Annotated in this window: 24 protein-coding genes and 1 other RNA gene; 13 read left to right on the top strand and 12 right to left on the bottom strand. The window is 70.1% G+C overall.

Features of this window, described 5'->3' with window-relative positions; all coding sequences use genetic code 11:
- Positions 1-100: 100 nt before the first annotated feature.
- The 5 genes from E1292_RS08135 to E1292_RS08115 are packed head-to-tail and all read right to left on the bottom strand — an operon-like array spanning position 101 to position 4,920.
- On the bottom strand, positions 101-1,447 hold the full coding sequence (locus E1292_RS08135) for an FAD-dependent oxidoreductase (protein WP_132593640.1): 1,347 nt from the start codon (positions 1,445-1,447) through the stop codon (positions 101-103).
- 14 nt (positions 1,448-1,461) lie between these two features.
- On the bottom strand, positions 1,462-2,301 hold the full coding sequence (locus E1292_RS08130; protein WP_132593638.1) for an ABC transporter ATP-binding protein: 840 nt from the start codon (positions 2,299-2,301) through the stop codon (positions 1,462-1,464).
- Positions 2,302-2,321: 20 nt separating this feature from the next.
- Positions 2,322-3,095 (bottom strand): ABC transporter permease, encoded by a 774-nt coding sequence (locus E1292_RS08125; protein WP_220446728.1) that lies wholly within the window; start codon positions 3,093-3,095, stop codon positions 2,322-2,324.
- The gene (locus E1292_RS08120) at positions 3,092-3,823 is read right to left on the bottom strand and encodes an ABC transporter permease (protein WP_165974441.1); all 732 of its coding nucleotides are present in this window, start codon (positions 3,821-3,823) and stop codon (positions 3,092-3,094) included. Before E1292_RS08120 ends, E1292_RS08125 begins: the two co-directional genes overlap by 4 nt.
- Positions 3,824-3,879: 56 nt before the next feature.
- Positions 3,880-4,920, bottom strand: coding sequence for an ABC transporter substrate-binding protein (locus E1292_RS08115; protein ID WP_132593632.1), 1,041 nt, complete (start codon positions 4,918-4,920; stop codon positions 3,880-3,882).
- Between the two features lie 311 nt (positions 4,921-5,231).
- Here E1292_RS08115 and E1292_RS08110 point away from each other — a divergent pair, with 311 nt between their 5' ends.
- The 5 genes from E1292_RS08110 to E1292_RS08090 all read left to right on the top strand — a co-directional run bounded on the left by E1292_RS08110 (position 5,232) and on the right by E1292_RS08090 (position 10,411).
- Positions 5,232-6,056 carry an IclR family transcriptional regulator domain-containing protein gene (locus E1292_RS08110; RefSeq protein WP_165974440.1) on the top strand — a complete coding sequence of 275 codons (825 nt, stop codon included), beginning with the start codon at positions 5,232-5,234 and terminating at the stop codon, positions 6,054-6,056.
- A 65-nt stretch (positions 6,057-6,121) separates the two neighbouring features.
- A complete protein-coding gene (locus tag E1292_RS08105; RefSeq protein WP_132593628.1) occupies positions 6,122-6,919 on the top strand; it encodes an IclR family transcriptional regulator domain-containing protein in 798 nt (265 codons plus the stop codon).
- Between the two features lie 376 nt (positions 6,920-7,295).
- Entirely contained in the window at positions 7,296-8,213 is a 918-nt protein-coding gene (locus E1292_RS08100; RefSeq protein ID WP_246089994.1) for a LysR family transcriptional regulator, read from the top strand.
- Between the two features lie 156 nt (positions 8,214-8,369).
- Positions 8,370-8,588: a hypothetical protein gene (locus E1292_RS08095; protein WP_132593626.1), complete on the top strand. Its 219-nt coding sequence runs from the start codon at positions 8,370-8,372 to the stop codon at positions 8,586-8,588.
- 101 nt (positions 8,589-8,689) lie between these two features.
- Positions 8,690-10,411: an FAD-binding protein gene (locus E1292_RS08090; protein WP_132593624.1), complete on the top strand. Its 1,722-nt coding sequence runs from the start codon at positions 8,690-8,692 to the stop codon at positions 10,409-10,411.
- An 11-nt stretch (positions 10,412-10,422) separates the two neighbouring features.
- Here the strand turns inward: E1292_RS08090 and E1292_RS08085 are convergent, their stop codons facing one another.
- On the bottom strand, positions 10,423-10,878 hold the full coding sequence (locus E1292_RS08085; protein ID WP_132593622.1) for a MarR family winged helix-turn-helix transcriptional regulator: 456 nt from the start codon (positions 10,876-10,878) through the stop codon (positions 10,423-10,425).
- 206 nt (positions 10,879-11,084) lie between these two features.
- Here E1292_RS08085 and E1292_RS08080 point away from each other — a divergent pair, with 206 nt between their 5' ends.
- From E1292_RS08080 to pcaDC, 7 genes are read left to right on the top strand one after another with little or no spacing between them, the layout of a single operon-like run.
- Entirely contained in the window at positions 11,085-11,840 is a 756-nt protein-coding gene (locus E1292_RS08080; protein ID WP_132593620.1) for a CoA transferase subunit A, read from the top strand.
- Positions 11,840-12,484 carry a CoA transferase subunit B gene (locus tag E1292_RS08075; protein ID WP_132593618.1) on the top strand — a complete coding sequence of 215 codons (645 nt, stop codon included), beginning with the start codon at positions 11,840-11,842 and terminating at the stop codon, positions 12,482-12,484. Before E1292_RS08080 ends, E1292_RS08075 begins: the two co-directional genes overlap by 1 nt.
- A complete protein-coding gene (locus E1292_RS08070; protein WP_132593616.1) occupies positions 12,481-13,683 on the top strand; it encodes a thiolase family protein in 1,203 nt (400 codons plus the stop codon). Before E1292_RS08075 ends, E1292_RS08070 begins: the two co-directional genes overlap by 4 nt.
- 17 nt (positions 13,684-13,700) lie before the next feature.
- Positions 13,701-14,474 (top strand): protocatechuate 3,4-dioxygenase subunit beta, encoded by a 774-nt coding sequence (gene pcaH / locus E1292_RS08065; RefSeq protein WP_132593614.1) that lies wholly within the window; start codon positions 13,701-13,703, stop codon positions 14,472-14,474.
- Positions 14,475-14,480: 6 nt separating this feature from the next.
- A complete protein-coding gene (pcaG, locus tag E1292_RS08060) occupies positions 14,481-15,086 on the top strand; it encodes a protocatechuate 3,4-dioxygenase subunit alpha (RefSeq protein ID WP_132593612.1) in 606 nt (201 codons plus the stop codon).
- The gene (pcaB, locus tag E1292_RS08055; protein WP_132593610.1) at positions 15,083-16,378 is read left to right on the top strand and encodes a 3-carboxy-cis,cis-muconate cycloisomerase; all 1,296 of its coding nucleotides are present in this window, start codon (positions 15,083-15,085) and stop codon (positions 16,376-16,378) included. The genes pcaG and pcaB overlap by 4 nt, the downstream gene beginning before the upstream one ends.
- A complete protein-coding gene (pcaDC, locus tag E1292_RS08050) occupies positions 16,375-17,502 on the top strand; it encodes a bifunctional 3-oxoadipate enol-lactonase/4-carboxymuconolactone decarboxylase PcaDC (protein ID WP_132593608.1) in 1,128 nt (375 codons plus the stop codon). Before pcaB ends, pcaDC begins: the two co-directional genes overlap by 4 nt.
- Positions 17,503-17,619: 117 nt before the next feature.
- On the opposite strand, the gene ssrA is transcribed toward pcaDC, so the two are convergent.
- From ssrA to prfB, 6 genes are all read right to left on the bottom strand, one after another.
- Positions 17,620-18,003, bottom strand: a transfer-messenger RNA (tmRNA) gene (ssrA, locus tag E1292_RS08045).
- A gap of 439 nt (positions 18,004-18,442) precedes the next feature.
- Complete coding sequence (locus tag E1292_RS08040) at positions 18,443-20,296, bottom strand: penicillin-binding transpeptidase domain-containing protein (RefSeq protein ID WP_132593606.1); 1,854 nt, start codon at positions 20,294-20,296, stop codon at positions 18,443-18,445.
- A gap of 19 nt (positions 20,297-20,315) precedes the next feature.
- On the bottom strand, positions 20,316-20,783 hold the full coding sequence (gene smpB, locus E1292_RS08035; protein WP_132593604.1) for an SsrA-binding protein SmpB: 468 nt from the start codon (positions 20,781-20,783) through the stop codon (positions 20,316-20,318).
- A gap of 53 nt (positions 20,784-20,836) precedes the next feature.
- Complete coding sequence (ftsX, locus tag E1292_RS08030; RefSeq protein WP_132593602.1) at positions 20,837-21,745, bottom strand: permease-like cell division protein FtsX; 909 nt, start codon at positions 21,743-21,745, stop codon at positions 20,837-20,839.
- Positions 21,746-21,765: 20 nt separating this feature from the next.
- Entirely contained in the window at positions 21,766-22,455 is a 690-nt protein-coding gene (gene ftsE, locus E1292_RS08025) for a cell division ATP-binding protein FtsE (RefSeq protein WP_132333661.1), read from the bottom strand.
- Between the two features lie 379 nt (positions 22,456-22,834).
- Positions 22,835-23,950, bottom strand: coding sequence for a peptide chain release factor 2 (gene prfB / locus E1292_RS08015; RefSeq protein WP_132593598.1), 1,116 nt, complete (start codon positions 23,948-23,950; stop codon positions 22,835-22,837).
- A 121-nt stretch (positions 23,951-24,071) separates the two neighbouring features.
- Between prfB and E1292_RS08010 the strand changes: the two genes are divergently transcribed.
- Positions 24,072-25,028 (top strand): DUF8094 domain-containing protein (locus E1292_RS08010; protein ID WP_132593596.1); only part of this gene is annotated, 957 nt, incomplete at its 3' end.

Genomic DNA, 25,028 nt, shown 5'->3' with positions numbered 1-25,028 from the left:
GCGGACGGGAACGATGCCGGTCGCCCTCCCCGATCATCGGGACGTCGCGGGCCGGCTCGCTGATCACGTCGTGGTCGGGTCCTGTCATGTCGTCACGTCCTCACTGCGCGACGGCCGGTCGCCCGGTGGTGACCGGGTTGTCGATGATGGCGTCCTGTGTGCGCAGCACCCGTCGCAGTTCCTCTGGGTCGACCTTTCTCGGTGGGATGCCCTGTGCGGCGGCGAGTGCCGCTGCGGTCCCGGCGGCCTGGCCGAGAGCCATCGCCGAGCCCATGTGTCGCAGCGCGCCCATGGCCTCGCCGGTCGCCGAGGCGCAGCGGCCCGCGACGAGCATGTTCTCGACGCCGCGGGGGAGCAGGCACCGGTAGGGGGTCGAGAACGGCGTGGACGGTTCGGTCAGCGTGAGCCCCCCACCTCGGGGGTGGTGGATGTCGAGCGGACCCCCGCCCTGGGCGATCGCGTCCGGGAACTGCCGACCCTCCAGCACGTCCTCGGCCTCGAGCACGTGGTCGCCGACGATGCGCCAGGTCTCCCGCACCCCGATCCACGGGGCCGTCGCGGTGAGCCCGCACCGCTCGAAACCCGGCACCTCGCGGCGCAGGAACCCGAGCACCCCGCGCAGCTGGCGGCGGCCCTCCATCTCGGCGCGGGTGAGATCGCGCTCGTCAGCGCCGTCCCAGCCGCTCACCCGCGTCATCAGGATGAACGCGTCGTCCCCGCTGGGGGAGCTGACCAGCGACAAGATGCGCTGCGCCAGCTCGCCCGTCGCCATCCCGTGCTTGGACAGCCGCTGCTTCTCCGCGCGTGGCAGCGCCCGGAACCGGGCGACGTCGACCTTGCTCAGCCGCGCCATCAGCGTCATGGGCTGGAGGTCGTGGCGGTCGTCCGAGCCGTTCTGGAAGTCGGCGCCCGCCCCGCGGGCCAGCGCGCCGTTCCCACCGGTGTCGACGGTGACGGGCGCGGAGATGGCGGTGCGGTCCATCACACCCTGCGCGATCACCCCGCCCGCGCGGCCGTCGGTCACGATCGGGTCGACCGCCTGGGTGTGCAGCCACACGTCCACGCCCGCCTCGCAGACCATGTCGTCCAGGACGAACTTCAGCACCTCCGGGTCGAACGGGAACGTCCGCTGCACGAACGGATTTCCCGCTGCCTCGCCCATGGTGTAGTCCAGGAAGTCTGTCGCGCCGCCCGCGTCGACCAGGCGGCGGGTGATCTCGTAGCCGATCCCACCGGTCACGCGGGTGTCGCGCCAATAGAAGCCCATGAAACTGGCCATCATCGCGCCGGTCGCGGTGCCCCCGAGGAACGCGGCGCGCTCCAGCAGGGTGGTGCGCGCACCGGAACGGGCTGCCGCGATCGCGGCGCACACGCCTGCGGGCCCGCCGCCGGCCACAACGACGTCGGCTTCCGCGGTACGCGCCGCGGTGGCGTTCTTGGTCACCATGCTCCGTCCTCTGCTCAGGTCCGGACGTTCCCGGGACGCGCCGCTGCGCCCTGTGCGGGCTCGGGCGGTTCCGGGTCGTCGGTTCCGGCCGGGCGGTTGCGCACCGCGCGGAAGACGTGCCCGCGCAACGCCGCGAATTCCGGGAGTTCCTTCGTGCTGATCTGGTCGCGGGGCCGGGGGAGGTCGACGTCGACGATCTCGGCCACGGTCGCGGGTGACGGCGAGAGGATCACGACGCGGTCGGACAGGTAGACGGCCTCGTCGATGTCGTGGGTGACGAACAGGACCGTGATGCCGAACAGGTCCCGCGTGCGCAGCGTCAGGTCCTCCAGCTCCGCGCGGGTCTGGGCGTCGATCGACGCGAACGGCTCGTCCATGAGCAGGATCTCGGGCCGGTAGGCCAGCGCCCGCGCGATCGCGACGCGCTGCTGCATGCCACCGGAGAGCTGGTAGGGGCGCTTGGTGCGCGCCTGCAGGAGCCCGACGGCGGCCAATGCCTCCCGCGTCCGATCGGTGCGCTCGGCCCGGGGCACCCGGCGCGCCTTCAGCGGCAGCACGACGTTCTGCTCGACCGTGAGCCACGGGTACAGCGACCGGCTGTAGTCCTGGAAGACCATCGCCAACTCGTCGGGCGGCTCCTCGATCACCTTCTCGCCCAGCCGCACCTCGCCCGAGGACGGTGGGAGCAGCCCCGAGAGGCATTTGAGCAGTGTCGTCTTGCCGCACCCCGATGGCCCGACCACGCAGAGGAACTCCCCGCGTCGCACTGTGAAGTCGACGTCGGCGATCGCGACGTCGGCGCCGTCGCGGCCGTAGGACCGCCGCAGATGGGAGACGGACAGAGTCATTGACATCGGTTCTCCTGGAGGTGTCATCACGTCCGCATCCCGCGGCTCGCCTGGTACCAGCGCAGCAGCCACCGTTCGAACAGCAGGAAGGCGAGGTTCAGCAGATATCCGAGCACTCCGAGCAGGACGATCCCGGACCACATGTCGGTGATCTGGAAGCTGCGCTGCGCCTGGAGGGTGAAGTGGCCGATCCCGCTGGTGCTGGCCACCATCTCGCTGATGATCATCACGATGATCGCCAGGGACAGGCTGGTCCGCATGCCGGCGGCGATCCGTGGGCCTGCTGCCGGGAGCACCACGCGGAACAGCCGTCGTGCGCCGCGGATCCCGTAGATCCGGGTCGACTGCAGCATCACCGGGTCGGCGTCGTCGACGCCGTCGACCGTGTTGAGCAGGATCGGCCACAGCGAGACGAAGGCGATGATGAACACCTTCATCTCGTCGCCCACGCCGAACACCAGGATGGCGAACGGCAGCAGCGCCGCGGAGGGGATCGATCGGAGGAAGCCGACGAGCGGGTCGGCCAGCTTCCGCGCCCACGGGGACAGGCCGAGCACGACGCCGAGCGCCACGCCGGCGACGACGGCGATGGCGTACCCGGCGCCGAGCCGGCCGAGGCTGGGCGCGACGTCGGTGGCCAGCCGCTCCTGGGCCCAGTTGACCCAGAACCGCTCCATGATCTGCTGCAGCGGCGGGAAGTAGAGGGATCTGCTGCTGCTCGACAGCGCCCACCACGTCGCGACGGCCGCGAGCGGCACGCCGATCTCCAGCCCGATCAGCAGCCCACGCCGGCGGCTCACGATTCGTCCCCCCGTCGTTGCGCCGCCCATGGCGCCGCCATCCCGGCCGCCCTGGCGAGCAGCCCGTTGAAGAGGACGCCGACCAGGCCGGTCGCGAGGATGAGCGCGTACATCTGCGCAGTGGCGTTCCCGCTCTGTGCGAGCACGATCTGCTGCCCCAGTCCGGGCGCACCGATGACGATCTCCGCCGACAGGGCGACCAGCAGCGCCAGCGAGGCGGAGATCCGCAGCCCGGTGACCACGAATGGCAGGGCGCTCGGCAGCACGACCACGAGGAACTCCCGGAGCCGACCGAGCCGGTACGAGCGCGCGGTGGCGAGCGCGACCGGGTCGGTGTCCCGGACGCCGTAAACGGTCTGCAGGAGGATCGGGAAGACCGCCGCGAACACGACCAGGAAAAGCGTCGCCTCGAACCCCGTGCCGTAGAGCAGCACGACCAGCGGAATGATCGCCACGACCGGGATCGGCCGGAGGAACTCGATGATGAACCTCGTCGCGTGGAACAGCACGCCGCTCCTCCCCACGAACACTCCCGTCGGCACCGCGATCAACGCCGCGAGTGCGAGCCCCGCTGCGGCGCACCCGGCGGTGTCGAGGACCGCCGTCCAGAACACCCCGGTTCCGAGGGCGGCGCCGAACGCGCTCAGCAGCTCGGGAACGTCCGGGAAGTAGCGGGACGGCAGGGCGCCCGCCACGACGGCCAGCTGCAGCACCGCCAGCGCGAGCACCGCCGACGCGAGTGGCCACAACCATCGCCGGCCCGCGCGAGCCCTCCCCCCGCCGCTCACAGGCGCGGGGTCGTGCCGAGCAGCCTGTCGAGGTCCGGTGGACCGCTGAGCAGGCCGTACTGCACGGAGAGATCGCCGATCATCTTGATCGACTCGACGTTCAGCTTCGGTGTCCAGTGCGGCAGGACCATCCGCTCGACCAGATCCGGTTCGATCTTCGTGTAGGTGCGGACCACGTCGCGTGCCTCCTTGGAGTGCGCCTGGGCGTAGTCGAGCGCCTCGTTCATCGCCGTCGTGAACCGCTGCATCAGTTCGGGTTCCTGCTGCATGAACTGGGCGGACGCGAAGTAGACCGGGATGTTCGCCGCAGGGTCGGGCATGTCGGTGAACGGGCGCAACAGAATCTGTGCCCCGGCGTCGATGGCCACGGTCGTGTAGGGCTCGATGACGTTGGCCGCGTCGATCCGGCCCTGCTCCAGGGCCGGCAGCATCTGCGAGGTCGGCATCTCGATCAGCCGCACGGTGGAGGAATCGCCGCCGGCCTTATCGATGGAGTACTTGGTCAGCACCTCCTCGACGTTCTTCAGGGTGTTCACCGCGACCGTCTTGCCGTTCAGGTCCTTGGCGGATTTGATGGGGCTGCCGGGTGCGACCACGACCGCCTCGTTGGTGCGGCCGGTCTGCGGCCCGCTGCCCGGAGCCACCTGCAGCGCCCCGTTCGCCACGACCTGCACGGGCAGCCCTTGCTGCTGCGCCAGCATCAGGGAGACCACGTTCGAGTAGGCGACCTGCGTCTGGTTGTTCAGCAGCGCCGGCAACAGTGCGGCCCCGCCCTCCGCCTGTTGCGGCTCGATCTTCAGACCGGCCTTCTCGAAGATTCCCTTGGAGATGCCGAGGTACAGCGGGGCGACCATCGCGGACGGGATGACACCGACCTTGATGGTCGTCGTGCCGTGCTCGTTCGTGCTCGGGCCGGCCGAGGCCCCGCACCCGGCCAGGGTCGCCGCTGCGGCGACGGCGACGAACCGGCGCAGGAGCGCGGCCGGCCGGATCCGCCGCTTCCGGCGGGGGGAACGAACCGGTGACGGTGGGGGCATCGTTGTCTCCTTCTCCAGCCCGGCGGCACTGTGCGCAGTGGGGCGGGGACAGGCGGGGGTACCGGCTGCGGCAGGCAGCGGATCGGGACCGACCCCTGACCGCTAGAGTGGGCAGTATGCGAACAGCCATTCTCTGGGTGACCGTACGACTTCGACGAGCGGGCTGTCAAGGCCGCTGACCAGCCGGAAGGGAGGACCTGTGATGAGCACCAAGCCGACGACCGTGCCCAGGACGGTGACGGTTGAGGGGCCGCGTCCGGACCGGCTCGTGCGACGACAGCTGTGCTCGTAAGATCTCGACTGGAGGTGTCGTGAATTCGATCGATTCGACCGGGGAACGGCTCGGCCCCGCCGTGCGCACGTTCGACCGAGGCTTGGACGTCCTGACGAGCTTCTCACGCACGAGGCACGCGCAGAGCACGAGCGAGATCGCGGCCGAGACCGGCCTCGACCGGACATCGGTGCGACGGGTGGTGCGCACCCTCCAAGCCCTCGGGTACCTCGAGGCCGTCGGCACGCGCTACCGGCTCACCGCCAAGGTGCTCGACCTGGGCTACGCGGCGCTCGCTGCCCGGGACTTTTCCGAGCTCGCGCAGCCGTACCTCGAGCAAGTCGCGGAATCGAGCGGCCAATCGTGCTCGCTGGGCGTGCTGGACGGAGACGCCGCCGTGTGCGTCGCCAGGGCCGCCGTCCGTCAAGCCCTGTCGATCTCCCTCGCCCCGGGTAGTCGGGTGCCCGCCTTCGCCTCGGCGCTGGGGCGGGTGCTGCTGTCCGATGTGGACGAGGTGCAGCTGCGGCCCTATCTGCATGGGCTGCGACTGAAGGGCTACAACGACCGGACGGTCACCGACGTCGACGAGCTCGTACGACGCATCGACGAGGTGCGCCGGCAGGGCTGGGCATTGGTGGACCAGGAACTCGAGCTGGGCGTCCGCGAGGTCGCCGTGCCAGTGCGAAGCCGCACTGGCACGGTCCTCGCCGCGATCTCCCTCGCTACGAACGTCAGCAGGGTCGACGTGCCGACCCTGACCACCGGAATCCTGCCGCACCTGCTCGCGGCCGCCGACGAGCTGGAGCGCGACCTCACCGCCCACGTTCCGCTCCCTATCCGAGCATTCGTACGGAGGCCGGAGTGAGGGATGCCGACGGCGGAAGCACTCAAGTTGACCAAAATCACAGCGCGTGAGGCGCGAACGCGAGGATGACGGTGGACCACGGATCCGGCCCCGAGAACAACGTGTTGACCTCCCTCGAGCGGGGTCTTGCAGTCCTGTTGTCGTTCGAGCTCGATCGATCGCCGCTGACGCTCAGCGAGGTCGCACGGGCCACCGGCCTCGACAGGTCGGGCGCGCGTCGGCTCCTGCACTCGCTGGTCCTGCGTGGATACGTGCGCACCGAGCGCGCTGCCTACGCGTTGCACCCCAGGGTGCTCGAGATCGGAAACGCCTACCTGGCGAGCCTCGCCCTCCCGGAGATCGCACAGCCCCACTTCGCCGAGGTGAGCCGGCTCCTCGACGAATCGGTCTCGATGGCGGTGCTCGACGGCGACGAGATCGTATACGTTGCACGGGTGCCGGTTGGGCGACTCATGTCACTCACCTTGTCGGTCGGGAGCAGGCTGCCGGCGTACCCGACGGCGCTGGGCAGGGTCCTGCTATCGGCCCGGCCGGAGGACTGGCTCGACCGATATCTGACTTCGGCGTCTTTCGCGCCTTATACCGCTCTCACCGTGACGGACCGGTCACGCCTGCGGCGAGAGCTCGCGCGGATACGGCGCCAGGGATGGGCCGTCGTCGATCAGGAACTCGAGGTGGGCCTGCTCTCGCTCGCCGTTCCGATCCGCGACGCATCGGGCGCCACCGTTGCGGCGATCAACGTGTCGAGCCACACGAGCCGGTTCACTTCGGCCGAGCTCGTCGACGCCGGTCTCCGCACACTGCGGCTCGCCAGTGAACGAATCGAATCGGTGCTGCACATGGAACGTCCGCGCGGCGCTTGACCGGCGCTCCGCCGGACCGCTGTGGTGCTGCTGGGCTTCACCATCAGGGGTCGACGGGCTTGCGGTGTGGCACCGGCTGATCGCTTCGGCTTGCTGAAGATGGCGTATGGACATTCCATACGTGACTGTAGGAACACTGACAAGACTTCACAGCTGGGAGCTGCGCGCGCAGGGTCAGGGTGGCGGAGCAGGCGTCCGTGACGGTCGCCTTGACCGTGACCGGCTTGCCCGTGGTGAGGGCGGCGCCGGGGGCGGGAGAGGTGATCTGCCCGGTCTCCGTGCCGCACCGTCCGGGGCTATGTAATATCGCATCTCAAACATGCGCTCACTGTGCTCATGAGTGTCTATATGCGGGGTGCGAGGCAGCGCAACCCCCGTGACCGGAGAGGTTGTGCTCATGGAGATCCGCTGGCTCGAGGCGTTCATCGCCGTCGCCGAGGAGTTGCACTTCGGCCGTGCCGCCGCGCGCCTCAGGCTGGCCCAGTCGCCGCTGAGCCAGACCATTCGCAGGCTGGAGAAGGATCTCGGGGTCAGGCTGTTCGACCGCAGCACCCGCAGCGTCGCACTCACCCCGGCGGGCCAGGCGTTCCTGCCGCACGCCCATCGCGTCTTCGAGGAGTTGGAGCTCGGGCGTCAGTCGACACGGGCCACCGCGGGGGAGGTGTACGGGACCGTCTCCATAGGGTTCTTCGGCGCCCTCAATCACCTCACGCTGCCGCCGCTGACCCGCGCGGTCCGTCAGCGCTATCCCGAGGTCACACTGTCGCTGACCGCACGCGTCATGACCAGGGAGGGGGTCGAGCAACTGGAGCAGGGTGGCCTGGACCTCGCCTTCGTCGGCCTGCCCATCAGCCACTCCCCGGTGCGCACGCGGCTGATCGGCCGCGAACCGATCGGCGCGGCGTTGTCGATCGACCATCCGCTGGCCGGCCAGAAGGCGATCTCCCTGGTCGACCTGGCCGAGGACGGGTTCATCACCCCGCCGGCCGCGGCCGGCTCCGCGCTGCAGGAGTCGACGCTGCGCGCCTGCGTCACGGCCGGTTTCCGCCCCCGGGTGGTCCAGGAGATCACCGACGCGTACATGATCCTGACCCTGGTGTCGGCCGGCGTCGGTGTCGCGTTGGTGCCGTCGAGCGTCGCGGGGATCATGTCCTCGGCCGCGGTGTTCGTGCCGCTGCGCGACGAGCCGACCTACGTGGACCACGCCCTGGCGTGGCGGGAGGACAACCCTTCGCCCGTGCTGCGCGCGGTACTTGAGGTGGCGGAGGAGGTGCTGCCCACGCCGGAGACGTAATTATGTGCCACCCACACAAAGTGTGAGCGAAATCAAGTATTGGACAGGCCACATTCGGTCCTGCGACTCTCTGTTGACACCCACAACGGACCCCGCTCGAGCACCACAGCCCGGGGCCGGGTCTCCATCAACGACGCCGGATCGAAAGGAGCGCCCATGTCCGCCACGACATCGGCCCCCCACTCGGCCAGTACCTCCGGAACCATCAACCATCCCAGGAAGGCCGCGATCTCGGGCTTCCTGGGAAGCACCCTCGAGTACTACGGCTTCTTCCCCCACGCCGCCCTGCAGTCCCGCCTCACCCCGCTCGAGTACGCGCGCCGCAACCTCCAGGGCCTGCGCGCCACCCTGACCGCGGTGAACGCCCGTGCCTGACGCACCCGTCCCGGCACGCCACCTGCCCGGCCCGAACGTCGCGGCCCACCGCGTGCGGGCGCCTCGGCCGGCTCTCCCCACCCACTAGACGGAACAGCTTCATGACTGACAACGACGCAACCTGGCAGCACGAGGTCGATCTCCTCGTCCTCGGTTCCGGCGCGGGCGGCATGGGCGCGGCGGTCGTCGGCGCTCAGGAGGGCCTGTCCGTGCTGGTGCTGGAGAAGACCGAGTGGCTCGGCGGCACCACCGCCTACTCCGCTGGCACCTGCTGGATCCCCGGACACCGGTATCAGGACGACGCCGCCGCGGACACCGCCGCCGCGAGCGGCTACCTCGACTCCCTGGTCGGCGACCGCGCCCCGCGCGAACTGCGAGAGGCCTATCTCGCGCACGGCCCCGCCATGGTCGACTACCTGGACCGGATCGGCGTCAGGTTCTGGCACTCCAAGACCGTCGTCGACTACCACCCGGAGATCACCGGATCCGGGACCGGCCGCGCCCTGGAACCCCACACCTTCGACGGCCGCAAGCTCGGCAAGGCCCGCTTCGGCAGGATCCGCCGCCCGGTGCCGGAGTTCTCGCTCTTCCACGGAACGCTCATGGTGCGCCGCCCCGAGGTCAACCAACTCCTGACCGTCTTCGACGGCTCGGTGCGCGGCATGGCCGTCGCCGCGCGCCTCGGCGTCCGCTGGGCCGCGGACCGGCTCACCTACCCGCGCGGCACCCGCCTGGCCATGGGCAACGCGCTCGTGGCGAACCTGTACCACAAGCTCCTGCAGCGCTCCGGCGCCGTGTGGTTCACCGCGCGCACCACCGAACTGGTCACCGACCGCACCGGCCGCGTCGTGGGCGCGGTCGTCTCGCACCGGGGCCGTACGGTCCGCGTCGCGGCCCGCCGCGGCGTCGTCCTGGCCGCCGGCGGGTTCTCCGCCAGCCCGGAACTGCGCGCCCAGTACCTGCCACGGCCGACCCCGCAGTTCACCCGCGCCGGCGAGGGCGCCACCGGCGACACCCTAGCCCTCGCCCGCGCCGTAGGCGGGGCGCTCGGCGACCCGAGGGACGACAACGCCCTGTGGTTCCCCAGCTCCGTCGGCCGCCGCCCGGACGGTTCCACGGCGGTCTTCCCGCACATCTGGGACCGGGCCAAGCCCGGCATCGTCGCCGTCAACGCCGCCGGACGCCGGTTCGTCGACGAGTCGGTCTCCTACCACCGCTTCACCCGCGCGATGTACGACTCGCACAAGTTCGTGCCGACCGTCCCGGCCTGGCTCGTGATCGACTCCGCCAAGCTGGCCGTTTACGGGCTCGGCATGGTCCGCCCGCACCTGCCCAGGGCCAGACTCAAGCGGTACGTCGATGCCGGCTACCTGTACACCGGCCGCACGGTCCGCGAACTCGCGGCCGCCGTCGGCGTCGACGCCGACGGCCTGGAACGCACCGTGTCCGACAACAACCGCTCCGCCCGCACCGGGATCGACGAGGAGTTCGGCAAGGGGCGCAGTCCCTTCGGCCACCAGTACGGAGACCCCGCCCACACGCCCAACGTCAACCTCGGCCCGATCGAGAAAGCGCCGTTCTACGCGATCGCCGTCGTCCCCACCCCGCTGGCCACCGCACTCGGCCTGCGGACCAACACCGACGCCCAAGTCCTCGACGAGGAAGGCGAACCGGTCCCCGGGCTGTACGCCTGCGGCAACGACGCGAACTCGATCATGGCGTCCGAATACCCCGGAGCGGGCTGTCAGATCGGCGCGGGCCTGACCTTCGGATACCTGGCAGCCCGCCACGCCGCCCGGGGCCGGGGCGGAGCCCGCGCCTGACGTACGACCACTCAGTCAATGGGCTCCTCGGGATTGCGGAGCCCCTCGGCCGCGTCCGCGACCCGCCGGATGAGGTCGAAGAAGACCGTCCGTTCGTCGGCGGTCAGCGGAGCGAGGAACACCTGGTTCATCCGGGCGGTGCGCACGGTCAGCCTGCGATGCGTGCGCGCCCCCTCGTCCGTGAGGTGCAGCAGGGAGCGGCGGCCGTCCTGGGGGTCACGGACCTTGTCGAGCAGGCCGCGCCTGCCGAGTCGGCTGATCACCTCGGCGATGGTGGACCGGTCGAGCCCCACCCGCTCCCCCACCGTGCGCTGGTCCAGGCCGGGCTCGGCGACGAGTGTGTTGAGGACCGCGAACTGGGGCGAGGTGACCTCCTCGGAGACCATCGCGTTCCACAGCAGGTAGTGCGCCTGCTGGAGTCGCCGGGCCAGGTGCCCGGGGTGGGTGGTGAGGTCCGCGGCCGCCATGAGCACCCCTCGGTCGTTTTCGATGGTGCACTGAACAATACGCAAAGCTGCGAGGGCTGTCTGTAGCCCGCGCAAGGGATCGCAGGCACGTATGCCGAGGCCTTGACGCCCCACTGTCCCGATGGCAGGGTGAGGGACACCTCGCAAAAATACTCAGTGCCCTGATTAATCTGGTCGGGTCACTCGGAAGAGATGGGGCTCCTCGGATGGACAAGGTGGTCGCCACAGCCCTGGAGGCGGTGGCCGACGTGCCGGACGGCGCATCGCTCGCGGTGGGCGGTTTCGGGCTGAGCGGTGTGCCGAACGTGCTGATCGAAGCGCTGTACGAGCGCGGCGTGGCCGGGCTGTCGGTGATCTCCAACAACTGCGGGGCGATGGAGTCGGGGCTTGCCGTCCTGCTCTCCGCGGGCCGGATCGCCCGGGTCACGGGTTCCTACATCGGCGCCAACAAGGAGTTCGCCCGGCAGTACCTGGCCGGGGAGCTGGAGGTCGAGCTGATCCCGCAGGGCACGCTGGCCGAGCGGCTGCGGGCCGGCGGCGCCGGGATCCCCGCCTTCTACACCCCGGCCGGCGTCGGCACCCAGGTCGCCGACGGCGGGCTGCCGTGGCGCTACGACGGGGAGGGCGGGGTCGCGCTCGCCTCGCCGCCGAAGGAGGTCCGGGAGTTCGACGGCACCGCGTACGTGCTGGAGCGGGGCATCCGCACCGACTTCGCCCTGGTCCGGGCCGCGCGCGGCGACCGGCACGGCAACCTGGTCTTCAACAAGTCCTCCCGCAACTTCAACCCCCTCTCCGCGATGGCCGGGCGGGTCACGATCGCCGAGGTGGAGGAGCTGGTGGAGCCCGGCGAGATCGACCCGGACGCGGTGCACCTGCCGGGCATCTTCGTTCAGCGGGTGCTCGCGCTCACCCCGGAACAGGCGGCGGACAAGAAGATCGAGCAGCGGACGGTGAGGTCCTGATGACGTGGACGCGCGAGGAGATGGCCGCACGGGCGGCCGGGGAGCTGCGGGACGGCCAGTACGTCAACCTCGGCATCGGCCTGCCCACGCTCATCCCGAACCACCTCCCCGAGGGCGTCGAGGTCGTCCTCGAATCGGAGAACGGCATCCTGGGCACCGGCCCCTACCCCACCGAGGACGCCGTCGACCCGGACCTGATCAACGCCGGGAAGGAGACCGTGACGGTGCTGCCGGGCGCCTCCTTCTTCGACTCGGCACTGTCCTTCTCGATGGTCCGGGGCGGGCACATCGACGTGGCTGTGCTCGGTGCCATGCAGGTGTCCGAGCGGGGCGACCTGGCCAACTGGGCCGTCCCCGGCAAGCTGATCACCGGCATCGGCGGGGCGATGGACCTGGTGCACGGCGCCCGTACGGTCATGGTCGTCATGACGCACACCGCCAAGGACGGCTCGCCGAAGATCCTCACCGAGTGCGCCCTGCCGCTGACCGGCAAGGGGTGCGTGAACCGGATCATCACCGACCTCGGCGTCCTCGACGTCGCCGAGGACGGTCTCGTCCTGGTCGAGACCGCGCCGGGCGTGACCACCGACGAGATCGTGACCAGGACCGGCGCCGAACTGACCGTTCCGGAGGGCATGAAGTGAAGGACGTCTACATCGTCGACGCGGTCCGCACGCCGATCGGCCGCTACAACGGAGGCCTCGCGAACGTGCGCCCGGACGACCTGGCCGCGCATGCCGTCCGCGAACTCCTCGGCCGTACGCCGGAGCTGGACCCGGCGCGGATCGAGGACGTGTACTTCGGCAACGCCAACGGGGCCGGCGAGGAGAACCGCAACGTCGGCCGGATGGCCGCGCTGCTCGCGGGTCTGCCCACGTCCGTGCCGGGCGTTACGGTCAACCGGCTGTGCGCCTCCGGGTTGGAGGCCGTGATCCAGGCGGCTCGGGCCATCGCGCTCGGCGACGCGTCCATCGCGCTGGCCGGCGGTGTCGAGTCCATGACCCGGGCACCGTACGTGCTGCCGAAGAGCGACAAGCCCTTCCCTGCCGGGCACACCGAGCTGTACTCGACGACGCTCGGCTGGCGGATGGTCAACCCGCGGATGGAGCCGCAGTGGACGATCCCGCTGGGCGAGTCGGCGGAACTCATCGCGGACAAGCACAAGATCGGCCGGGAACAGCAGGACGAGTTCGCGCTGCGCAGCCACGATAAGGCCGCCCGGGCGCGGGCCGAGGGCCTGTTCGACGCCGAGCTGGCGCCCGTGGCCATCCCGCAGCGCAAGGGCGAGCCGGTGGTCTTCGCCGTCGACGAGTGCGTCCGGCCGGACGCCTCCCTGGCGGCGATGGCCAAGCTGAAGCCGTCGTTCCGCGCGGAGGGCGGCACGGTGACGGCGGGCAACGCCTCACCGCTGAACGACGGTGCGGCGGCCCTGCTACTCGTCGATGACGAGGGGTTGAAGGCGACGGGCCGCGAACCGCTCGCCCGCGTCCGTGCGACGGGTGTCTCGGCGACCGACCCGCACTACTTCGGGCTGGCGCCAGTCGAGGCAGTCGACCGGGCGCTGGCCAAGGCGGGCAGGGGGTTCGGCGACCTGTCCGTGCTGGAGCTGAACGAGGCGTTCGCCGCGCAGGTGCTGGGGTGTGTGGCCGAGTGGCCCGAGTTCGACCCCGCGATCCTCAATCCGCTGGGTGGCGCGATCGCCCTGGGACATCCGCTGGGTGCGTCCGGAGCCCGGCTCGCCGGGACGGTGGCCCATCAGCTGGCCCGGCGGGGCGGCGGTGTAGGGGTCGCGACGCTTTGTATCGGGGTGGGCCAGGGCCTCGCCCTTGTCCTCGAACGTTGACGAGACGCAGGATCACCATGACTCTCACTCAGCACGACATCGACCAGGAGATCGCGGCCCGGCACGCCGCGTACGAGCAGCGGCTCGCCGACGGAGGACCCGTCGAGCACCAGCCGCGGCGTGACTACGCGCCGTACCGGTCCTCGATGCTCCGGCATCCCCAGCAGCCGCCCGTCACCATCGACGTCGGCAAGGACCCGGAGCTGGTGGAGCTGTCCTCTCCCGCCTTCGGGGAGCGGGACATCACCGAGATCGACAACGATCTCACCCGGCAGCACGACGGCGAGCCGATCGGTGAGCGCATCACCGTCTCCGGGCGGCTCCTGGACCGCGACGGCCGCCCGGTGCGCGGCCAGCTCGTGGAGATCTGGCAGGCCAACTCGGCGGGCCGCTACGCCCACCAGCGCGAGCAGCACGACGCCCCGCTCGACCCCAACTTCACGGGTGTGGGCCGCACCCTCACCGACGACGACGGCCACTACCGGTTCACCACCGTCCAGCCCGGACCGTACCCGTGGCGCCAGCACGTCAACGCCTGGCGGCCGGCGCACATCCACTTCTCGCTCTTCGGCACGGCGTTCACCCAGCGGCTCGTGACGCAGATGTACTTCCCGAGCGACCCGCTGTTCCCCTACGACCCGATCATCCAGTCCGTGACGGACGACGCGGCCCGGCAGCGGCTGGTCGCGACGTACGACCACAGCCTGTCGGTGCCGGAGTTCTCGATGGGCTACCACTGGGACATCGTGCTGGACGGCCCGCACGCCACCTGGATCGAAGAAGGGCGCTGACCAGCCATGACGAAGATCGACTCCCGCCGGCCGGAGAGCGTGCTGCCCACCCCCTCGCACACCGTCGGCCCGTTCTACGGCCACGCCCTGCCGTTCCGCGGCGGCGAGGACATCGCGCCCCTCGGGCATCCGGACACGGTCACCGTGCACGGCTACGTCACCGACGGCGCGGGCAAGCCGCTGCCGGACGCCCTGATCGAGCTGTGGGGACCGGACCCCGACGGCAACCTGCCGACGGCCGACGGATCGATGCGGCGCGACCCGGCCTCGGGCGGCTTCCTCGGGCGCAACGGCGTGGAGTTCACCGGCTGGGGGCGTGTCCAGACCGATGCGAACGGCCACTGGTACGCGCGCACGCTGCGGCCCGGCGCTCGCGGGCGGAGCGCCCCGTACCTCAGTGTGTGCGTCTTCGCGCGCGGGCTGCTCGTGCACCTGTACACCCGGATCTATCTGCCCGGTGACGCGGCGGTGCTCGGCGCCGATCCGCTGCTGTCCGGGCTGGAGGACGCTCGCCGCGACACGCTTATCGCCGCGGAGGAGGAGGACGGCACGTACCGTTTCGACATCCGTCTTCAGGGCGAAGGCGAGACGGTCTTCCTGGAGTTCCAGTGACAGTTGCCTCCGGCGACACCAGCCTGCTCGCCCCCGGATGGGCCGGCTCGGCGGCCTCCTCCACCACGAGCGACCACGCGTATCTGCGGGCGCTGCTCGACGCGGAGGCCGCGCTGACCCGCGCCCAGGCCGCCATGGGACTCGCCCCGGCCGAGGCGGCTACGGCGGTGACCGAGGCGGCCGGCACCGGTGCCTTCGACGTACGGTCCCTCGCCGAACGCGCCCGCGCGGGCGGCAACCCCGTCATCCCCCTGGTCGCGGATCTGACGAAGGCCGTGGGCGACGCGCACGGCCCCTATGTCCACCGGGGCGCGACCAGCCAGGACATCTTGGACACGGCGACGATGCTGGTCGCCACGCGGACCCTCGGCCCGGTCCTCGCCGACCTCAGCCGTACCGAGCAGGCCCTGTCCCGGCTGGCCACCGAGCACCGCGACACCGCGATGCCGGGGCGGACCCTCACCCAGCACGCCGTGCCGACCACGTTCGGGCTGAAGGCGGCCGGGTGGCGGTCGCTGGTACTGGACGCCCGGGACCGGGTGCGGGCCGTACGGGAGTCGCTGCCCGCCCAACTCGGGGGTGCGGCAGGGACGCTGGCGGCTTTCGGAGCGTACGGCGCGAGCGATCCGGCCGGGCTGCCGGAGGCGTACGCCCAACAACTCGGCCTGCGGGCACCTGAGTTGCCCTGGCACACGCTGCGGACGCCGATCGGCGATCTCGCCGGGTGCCTGGTCTTCACGGCGGGTGCGCTCGGCAAACTCGCCGTGGACGTCCTCACCCTGTCGCGCACCGAGATCGCCGAGGTCGTGGAGGGCAGTGGCGGGGGCTCGTCCGCCATGCCGCACAAGTCCAACCCCGTACGTTCCACCCTGATCGCCTCCGCCGCGCGGCGGGCACCGCAGCTCGCGGCCACGCTGTACGGCGCGATGGCCGCGGAGGACGAGCGGCCGGCCGGCGCCTGGCACGCCGAGTGGGAGCCGCTGCGGGACCTGCTGCGGCTGGTCGGCGGGGCCGCCCGGGACGCCGCCGAACTGGCGCAGGGGCTGCGGGTCAGGCCCGGGGCCATGCGCGAACACCTGGACCTCACGCACGGGTTGATCGTCTCCGAGCGGCTGTCCGCCGAACTGACCCCGGTGCTGGGCCGCGCCCGCGCCAAGGAGCTCCTGGCCCGGCTGGCCTCCGAGGGACAACCACTCGCCGATGCCCCGGAGCTGGCGGACGCCGACCTCGATCCCACCCACTACACGGGGTCCGCCGGGGCCCTCACCGACCGTGCTCTGGAGCGACGTTGACCCTCCTGAACCACCATGCCGAAGGTCCCGTTTCCGCTCCCCCGCTGCTGCTCGGCCCATCGCTCGGCACGTCGTACGCCCTGTGGGACGAGATAGCGCCCGAGCTGTCGATCAGCCATCGGGTGGTGCGCTGGGATCTGCCGGGTCACGGCGGTTCGGCGGCCGGTCTCGTCCAGGAGGGCGCGACGGTCGGCGACCTCGCCGCTCTGGTGCTGGCGCTCGCCGACTCACTCGGCATCGAGCGGTTCGCGTACGCGGGTGTGTCGCTGGGCGGGGCCGTGGGACTGCATCTCGCGGTGCACCGTCCGGAGCGGCTGTCGTCACTGGCCGTGATCTGCTCGTCGGCGCACTTCAACGGGTCCGGGCCGTGGGAGAAGCGGGCCGCGCTGGTGCGGCGGGAGGGGCTGACCGGGCTGGCGGACGACGCCGACGCGCGCTGGTTCGCCGGCGGCTTCACCGTGCCGCGTCTGGTGCAGGACCACCGGGACGCGGACCCGGACGCGTACGCCGCCTGCTGTGACGCGCTCGCCGCGTTCGATCTGCGGGACCGGCTGGACGGCGTCACCGTGCCGACCCTGCTGGTCGCAGGCCGTGAGGATCCCGCGACGCCGCCCGCGCATCTGCGGGAGATCGCCGACGCGGTGCCGGGCGCGACGCTCGTGGAACTGCCGGGCGCCTCGCACCTGGCGCCCGCGCAGTGCCCGAAGGCGGTGCTGACCGCGCTCCGCGCCCACTTCGGTCAGGGGGCCCTCCAGGGCATGGCCGTACGGCGCGAGGTGCTCGGCGACACGCACGTCGACCGGGCGCAGACCCGGCAGACCCCCTTCACCGCCCGCTTCCAGGACTTCATCTCCCGCTACGCCTGGGGCGAGATCTGGACCGACCCGACCCTGTCACGCCGCGAACGCAGCATGATCACGCTCACCGCGCTGGTCGCGCACGGCCACTACGACGAACTGGCCATGCACGTCCGCGCGGCCCGCCGCAACGGCCTCACCCCCGAGGAGATCGGCGCGGTGCTGCTCCAGACGGCGGTCTACTGCGGGGTGCCGGCGGCGAACTCCGCGTTCGCGACGGCCCAGCGGGTGCTGGCGGAAGAGGACGGCACCTCAGCCGGAGGGTGACCCTGGCTGACCTGGGCTTACGTCCTGCCTCGGCAGGGCCGTGCCCCCATGGTGCCCCCACAGACACGAAACCGCCCCTTGCCTGCGATGTTTCCGCAGGCAAGAGGCGATTTTCAGTGGTGGAGGTGGCGGGAATCGAACCCGCGTCCTTCAACCCCAAGTCAGGGCTTCTCCGGGCGCAGCCTGCTGTGCTTTTCTCAGCCCCGGCGGTCACGCAGGCGAGTCGCCGACGGGCTCAGCCACTGTTAGGTTTCCCGATCTCCCCCGTGGCCGGGTCGACCGGTTGAGCCTTCTAGCGATGCCAGACACCGGGCCGAAGGCACTCCCGGGCTGACAGTGGTTTCGCTGCTTAGGCAGCGAGGGCCAGGGAGTCCCTGGCCGCCACAGTGCTCTTGGAATTGGCACTTGTTGTTTGCGGTCACAGGATTAACGAGGTTATGTCCGCCGTCCTCGGCCCGCTTCACCTGGCTTGCAAGGCCAAAGTCGAAGCCAGTCACCCCCTGTGCAGTTGTCAACACATCTCTCGAAAGAGCTGCGCGACACGAATGTACATGGGACAACACCCTCTGCGCCAACTTAATTCCCTGATGGCGAAACCCCCGGGAGCGTGGCACGGTGGCACGCGCTCCCGGGGGCCGACCGGCAGGGTCGAGCCGGTCCGGACGGCAGGACTTCCCCCGAGATGAAGTCCTGATCTCATCACGGCGACTGGGTCCGCAACCCCCCGAGCGAGCCCAGTCACTCAGTAAGACGCAGCCGGCCGCCCGAATGGTTGCTCACCGTCACGAAAATCTCACACGCAGTCGCCTCGCAAGCCTCGCCGAGCCGCCACGAGCCTCGCCGGTCGCCCTCACAGGCCTCGCGGAGCCGTCCCACGAGCCATGCGAGGCCGCCCCACGAGCCTCGCCGGCTCGCCCTCACAGGCCTCGCCGACCGGCCCTCATGGGCTCCGGAGGGCCGCGAAGAAGCTGCCCGCCACCGCGCCGGCGTCGTAGTTCTTCGCCAGCACCGCGATCGCCACATCCCCCTGCCAGCCGACGAACCAGGTGTGCTCGTCGGCCGCCGGCGTCGTCACGCCGTAGACCCTGCCCCTGCCCGCCTGGGCGGGCGTGCCGGCCGCGCCGGCCCGCATCATCGCCGTCAGCGCCATGCGGACCTTGGGATCGAGGGGTGCCGGCGCGGGCTGGGCGGTGGGTACGGCCTCGGCCGCGGGGTCGGGCGTCTTGGGGTGGGTGACCAGCACGGGCGGATGCCAGGTGCCCGAGGCGACGGCGGCGGCCACCAGCGCCATGCTCAGCGGGCTCACCTCGACGTTCTGGCCCGCGATGACCCTGGCCTTGTCGGCGTCGCTGGCCAGCTCGGGCAGGGCGCCGCTGAACGACTTGAGCGGCAGCCGCCACGGCTGCCCGATGCCGTAGGCCTTGGCGCTCTTGGCGAGGTCGGCGGCCGTGACCCGGCGGGCGAGCGAGGCCAGCGCGGTGACGCACCCCTTGGCGAAGTGTTCCTGGAACGTGGCCGACTGCGTCATGCCGACGCTCCCGCCGGAGTTCGCGAACTTCGCGCCGCCGACGGTGCGCTCCTGCGGGCAGGCCAGCCGCTGTTTGGGGCTCACCCCGGACTTGAGCAGCGCGTCCGCGGCCACGATGGAGAACGCCGTGCCCGCGGGGAACTTGCCGGCCAGCGCGTGCTTCTCCTGGTGCAGGTTCTTGGTGCCGACCGCGCGGATCTCGCCGGTGTTGCGGTCGACCGCCACCAGCGCGCTGGTTTCGGTGACGGCCACCGCCCGCTCGGCCGCCGCCTGGACGGCGCGGTCGATCGTGGTCTCCACCGAGATGTTGCGCCGGCCCGGCCATTCCTTCAGCAGGGCGACCTGCTCGCCGGTCTTGATGTCGAGGGTGATCACCTTGGTCTGCGTGGAGCCCGTCAGGTATTCCTGGTAGGCCTGCTGCAGGCCGCTCTTGCCCACCGAGTCGCCGGCCCGCTGCGGGCCGCCGAGCTTCTGCTCGCTCTCCGGCGTGAGCGCGCTGACGGTGCCGACGATCTGCCGGGGCGCGTCGGGATTGACCGGCTGGCTTTGGCGCTGGATCTCGATCCCGGAGATGGCGTCGAGCTTCGGCAACATCGTCTGGTAGCGCGAGCGCCCGAACGTGACCAGCTGGACGAACTTGTCGGGCGGTGACGACCTGATGCGGCTCAGCAGGCGGTCCTGGGCGTATCCGGTGACCTCGGACAGCTTGGCCACGACCTCCTCCGCCTTGCCACCCAGCTTGGCGGGATAGACGCCCGCGACGTAGAGGACGGTGTCGGTCTGCAGCGAGTCTCCCGACCTGTCGAGAACCGGCTGGCGTGGCGTCGGGTGGGTGTCGACGGCGAATCGCTGGCCCTCCTTGAGCTGCGGATGCAGCACGGAGGGTGACCAGCGCACCTTCCACACGCCGTCGACCAGGTGGAGCGGGAGCACGCCGTCGTATTCCCAGAGCGGGTTGTTCTCCCCGAGATCGACCTCGGCGTGGAAGCCGGCCTTGGACTCCTCGCCCGTCACGCTGACGTCCGTGATCTTGAAGCGGAAGGAGGCCGCGTCGAGCTCCAGCTTGGCGTCGGCCAGCGCCTTGCGCACGGTCGCCAGGTTGCCGTCGGCACGACCTGCCGCCAGCTCGTAGTCGCCCGACTGCCAGCCCACGAGGAAGTCGCGCACCGCGTCGTGCGGTGACGGCTCCTCGAAGCAGCCGGTCAGCATCGTGCTCGCCACCGCCAGGGTGAGGGTGGCGGTGGCGGTGCGGCGGGCGCGTCTCATCGGTGCGGTGCCGCCGCTCTCATCGGGTACGGTGCCGCAGCGCCCGGGCCATCTCGCGCTTGGCCTGCTGCTCCGCCAGCGCGTGCCGTTTGTCCCAATCCTTCTTACCGCGCGCCAGGCCGATCTCGACCTTGGCCCGGCCGTCCTTGAAGTAGAGCACCAGCGGCACGATCGTCAGCCCGCCCTCCTTGGTCTTGGCGGCGAGCTTGTCGATCTCCTTGCGGTGCAGCAGCAGCTTGCGCTTGCGGCGGGCCGTGTGGTTGGTCCACGTGCCCTGCGAGTATTCGGGGATGTGGACGTTGAGCAGCCACGCTTCGCCGCCGTCGATGCTGGCGTAGCCGTCGGCGAGCGAGGCGCGGCCCTCGCGGAGCGACTTCACCTCGGTGCCCTGCAGCACGAGCCCCGCCTCGAAGGTCTCGTCGACGTGGTAGTCGTGCCGAGCACGTTTGTTCTGGGCGATGACCTTCCGCCCGGTCTCACGTGGCATGCTTCGACTTTACCGGCGGCCGGAGCGGCGGCGGCCCATCCGCGCGCGCATGGCTAGACCCTGAGGTAGCGGCGGAGTGTCACGAACGAGGCCAGCACACAGATCACGACGCCGATGACCATGGTGATCGTGATCGTCTGGGCCACGTCGTTCCAGCCGAGCTGGGAGGTGGCGTCGCCGAAGAAACTGCCGAGCTCCTCGAACAGGAAGACCTTGGCCATGATCAGGATGATCGCCGAGAACACCCCGCCGATCAGGCCGGCGATGACGCCTTCCATGACGAAGGGGAGCTGGATGTACAGGTTGGACGCGCCGACCAGCCGCATGATGCCGGTCTCCCTGCGTCTGTTGAACGCCGACAGCCGGACCGTGTTGCCGATCAGCAGGGCGGCCGCAAGCACCAGGATGATCGCCACCGCCAGCGCGACGAAGGCGAGCCTGTCGAGCATGACGAAGAACGGGCCGATCAGCTCTTTCTGGTCAAGGACCTGCGCCACGCCGGGCTGGCCCTGCACCGCCTGGACGATCGGCTGGTAGTTGTCCGGGTCGACCAGCTTGATGCGGAACGACTGCGGCATGTCCTCGACCTTGGCGGCGTCCACGAGAGCCTTGTTGGCGGAGTAGGAGTCCTTGAAGTTCTTGTATGCCGCCGTCTGGTCCTCGAAGTACACCTCCTTGACCCCTGGGATGCTCTTGATGTGTGTCTCAAGGGCCTTGATCTGCCCGTTGGTGGCTTCCTTGCCGTTACACGCCGGCATGGCGGTGCCCTTGCCACACAGGAAGACGGAGACCTCGACCTTGTCGTCCCAGTAGCCCTTCATCAGGCCGACTTGGGCGTTGATCATCAAGCCGACGCCCAGCATCGCCATACCGACCGCCACGGTGATGATCACCGCGATCGTCATGGTCAAGTTGCGACGGAGGCCGATCCAGACCTCGGAGAAGATGAAATTCGCCCGCATGTTCTGTCTGCAGCTCCCTGTCAGTACGCCTGGCCGTACACGCCACGCGACTGGTCACGGACGATCTTGCCGTCCTCCAGCTCCACGACACGCTTGCGCATGGAGTCGACGATGGCCGCGTCGTGCGTGGCCATGACGACCGTGGTGCCAGTCCTGTTGATGCGGTCGAGCACCTTCATGATGCCGATGCTCGTCGCGGGGTCGATGTTGCCCGTCGGCTCGTCGGCCAGCAGGATCATCGGCCGGTTGACGAACGCTCGGGCCATGGCGACGCGCTGCTGCTCGCCGCCGGACAGCTCGTCGGGCATGCGGTGGGCCTTGCCTTCCAGGCCGACCAGCTCGATGACCTCGGGGACCACCTTACGGATGAACCGCCGGGGTTTACCGATGACCTCGAGCGCGAACGCCACGTTCTCGTAGACGTTCTTGTTCGGGAGCAGCCGGAAGTCCTGGAACACGCAGCCGATGCGGCGGCGCAGGTGCGGCACCTTGAAGTTGGAGAGACGGGACAGATCTTTCCCGGCGACGTGGATCGCGCCGCCATTCGGCCGCTCCTCCTTCAGGATCAGACGCAGGAACGTGGACTTGCCTGATCCCGAAGGACCGACGAGGAACACGAACTCGCCCTTGTCCACGTCAACAGACACGTGGTCGAGAGCGGGCCGGTTCTGGTTCGCGTAGACCTTGATGACATTATCGAAATGGATCACGAGAGCATCACGGCATGCCAGTCTAGGGGTCAGGACGGAAGCGAGGGTGGCATATGCCCACTTCCCGCCACTGGCCGACCGGGGGCGTCTTCTTTACCGTTGATCGACGTTCCGATTGGCCAGACGACAGTCTAGAGGGAAGACTGGCATGGAACGTCCATAACGGAAACAAAACGATTGTGCGGCTAGACTTGGGGCTGTCATGAGCTGTGAACACCTCGTATGCGCGCAATGCGCCCACCCCGTGATCGAGGGACGCTGCCCCCTCTGCCGCGCCAGCAGAGAACGCATGCACCAGCACGGCTTCGCCGGGCTGTCACCCGCCGTCGTCGTCGTGCTCCTCGTCGTGCTGCTCTTCGTGAGCCTCGTGCTCAACCATCTATTCGGTTTCTGACTCCTGCCGCCGCATCCAGCGGATCTCCGACTCGATGAACGCGTCGAGGTCGCCGTCGAGCACCGCCGACGGGTTGCCCGCCTCGGTGTTGGTGCGCAGGTCCTTCACTATCTGGTAGGGGTGCAGCACGTAGTTGCGGATCTGCGTGCCCCATGACGTGGTGGACGCGCCGCGCAACTCCGACATCTTCTCCGCCTCCTCCTGCCGCTTGCGCTCGAGCAGCTTGGCCTGGAGCACGTTCATGGCGGTGGCGCGGTTCTGGAGCTGCGAACGTTCGTTCTGGCAGGAGACGACGATGCCGGTCGGGATGTGGGTGATGCGCACCGCCGAGTCGGTCGTGTTGACGCCCTGGCCGCCCGGGCCGCTCGAACGGTAGACGTCGACGCGGATCTCGTCCTCGTTGATGTCGATGTGGTCGGTCTGCTCGACCACCGGCACGACGTCGACCCCGGCGAACGACGTCTGCCTGCGCCCCTGGTTGTCGAACGGGCTGATGCGCACGAGACGGTGGGTGCCGTGCTCGCCGCGCAGCGTGCCGTAGGCGTAGGGGGCCTTGACCGTGAACGTGGCCGACTTGATGCCGGCCTCCTCCGCGTAGGAGGTGTCGTAGACCTCGGTGGCATAGCCCTTGCGCTCGGCCCAGCGCAGATACATCCGCAGCAACATCTCGGCCCAGTCGGCGGCGTCGACGCCACCGGCCTGGGAGTTGATCGTGACGAGCGCCTCGCGGGCGTCGTACTCGCCCGACAGCAGCGTGCGGACCTCCATGGCGCCGATGTCGGACCTCAGCGTGTCGAGCTCCTTGTCGGCCTCGGCACGCGTGTCGTCGTCGCTCTCCTCGGCGGCCAGCTCGTAGAGGACCGTCAGGTCGTCGAGCCTGCGCGCCAGGCCCTCGACGCGGTTGAGCTCGCCCTGGAGGTGGGAGAGCTTGCTGGTCACCTTCTGTGCCAGGTCGGGGTCGTCCCACAGGTCAGGGGCGGCAACCTGCTGCTCGAGCTCGTCGATCTGCTTGCGCATCGCGTCGAGGTCGAGCACGTCCTGGATGCTGCGGAGCGTGCCCGCGAGCTCGTTGATCTCTTCTGCCGGATCCATACCTGCCACGTCTCCCTACACTAGCCTCCTCCGGGGACTTCACCTCCCAAGCGCCCCTGTTCAGCGCTGGAGACCGGCTGATCGGTGTCGGGGGCCTCGGCGTGCCTCCGGCGCGAATACCATGGGCCAGGTGCGTGTACATGGTCGGCGGACAGCGCTGGCGCTCGCCGCCGGCTTGCTTGCCGCGGCGACCGCCTGCACCAGCGATGCCCAGCCACGGTCGACCCCCACCAGCTCCGCCGCCGCCGCGTCCACCACCCCCTCGCCGTCGCCGGACGAGCCGGAGGTCACGCGCACAGAAGCGGCCGAGGTCTTCGCCGAGATCACCGTCTCCGACGACGTGCTGCGGGTGAAGAGCGACCTGCAGGGGCGCCTCGGGCTGGCCGTCGACCTCACGGCCGGCGGGCAGACCCGCATCACCGTGGCCGACTACCTGTCCACCGACTACGCGCCGCGCCGCTACACGTGGGGGTCGCCGACCCTGTTCGTGCCGCGGTTCGAGCAGGGCGAAGGGTCGCCGTGGTTCAGCGCGCTGGCGACCCGCGACGGGCATCCGACGCTCCTGACGTTCACCAGGTCCGACCGCTGGCGCATCAGCTCCGCGGCCCGGCTCGTGCCCGGGCAGAAGCTGCCGGAGATCCGACTCGACGCCGACGGCTACGCCGACGCGGTCGCCTCCGACGACAAGACCGTCACGATCAGCCCGCAGTTCATGGGGCCCGTGCACGCGAGCGTGGCCGAGACGGGCACCGCCGGGGTCACCGCCGGCCTCGTCGCGGAGGGGCCGTACACGACGGAGGTGGCCGAGCAGATCGCCTCGCACCGCGAGGACGCCAAGACCGAGGGCTTCAGCTACGACTCGATCTTCAGCGCCGACAACTACCCGGTCTACGCGCTGCGCACCGAGGACGGCGGGGCGCTCATCCAGTACTCCCTGTCCAGGACCACGACCACGACGACGCGCACGGCCGAGGACGACTACATCCCGGTGCCCAAGTCGGCCAGGTGGGCGATCAGCACGCCGGTGCTGCGCCGCACGCTGCGACTGGTCGAAACGCACCAGTACGCGACCGCCGTCCCGCCCCTC

This window comes from Nonomuraea deserti (genome assembly GCF_004348685.1).
GTDB classification, from domain to species: domain Bacteria; phylum Actinomycetota; class Actinomycetes; order Streptosporangiales; family Streptosporangiaceae; genus Nonomuraea; species Nonomuraea deserti.
This window is presented reverse-complemented; position numbering and strand designations above follow the sequence as displayed.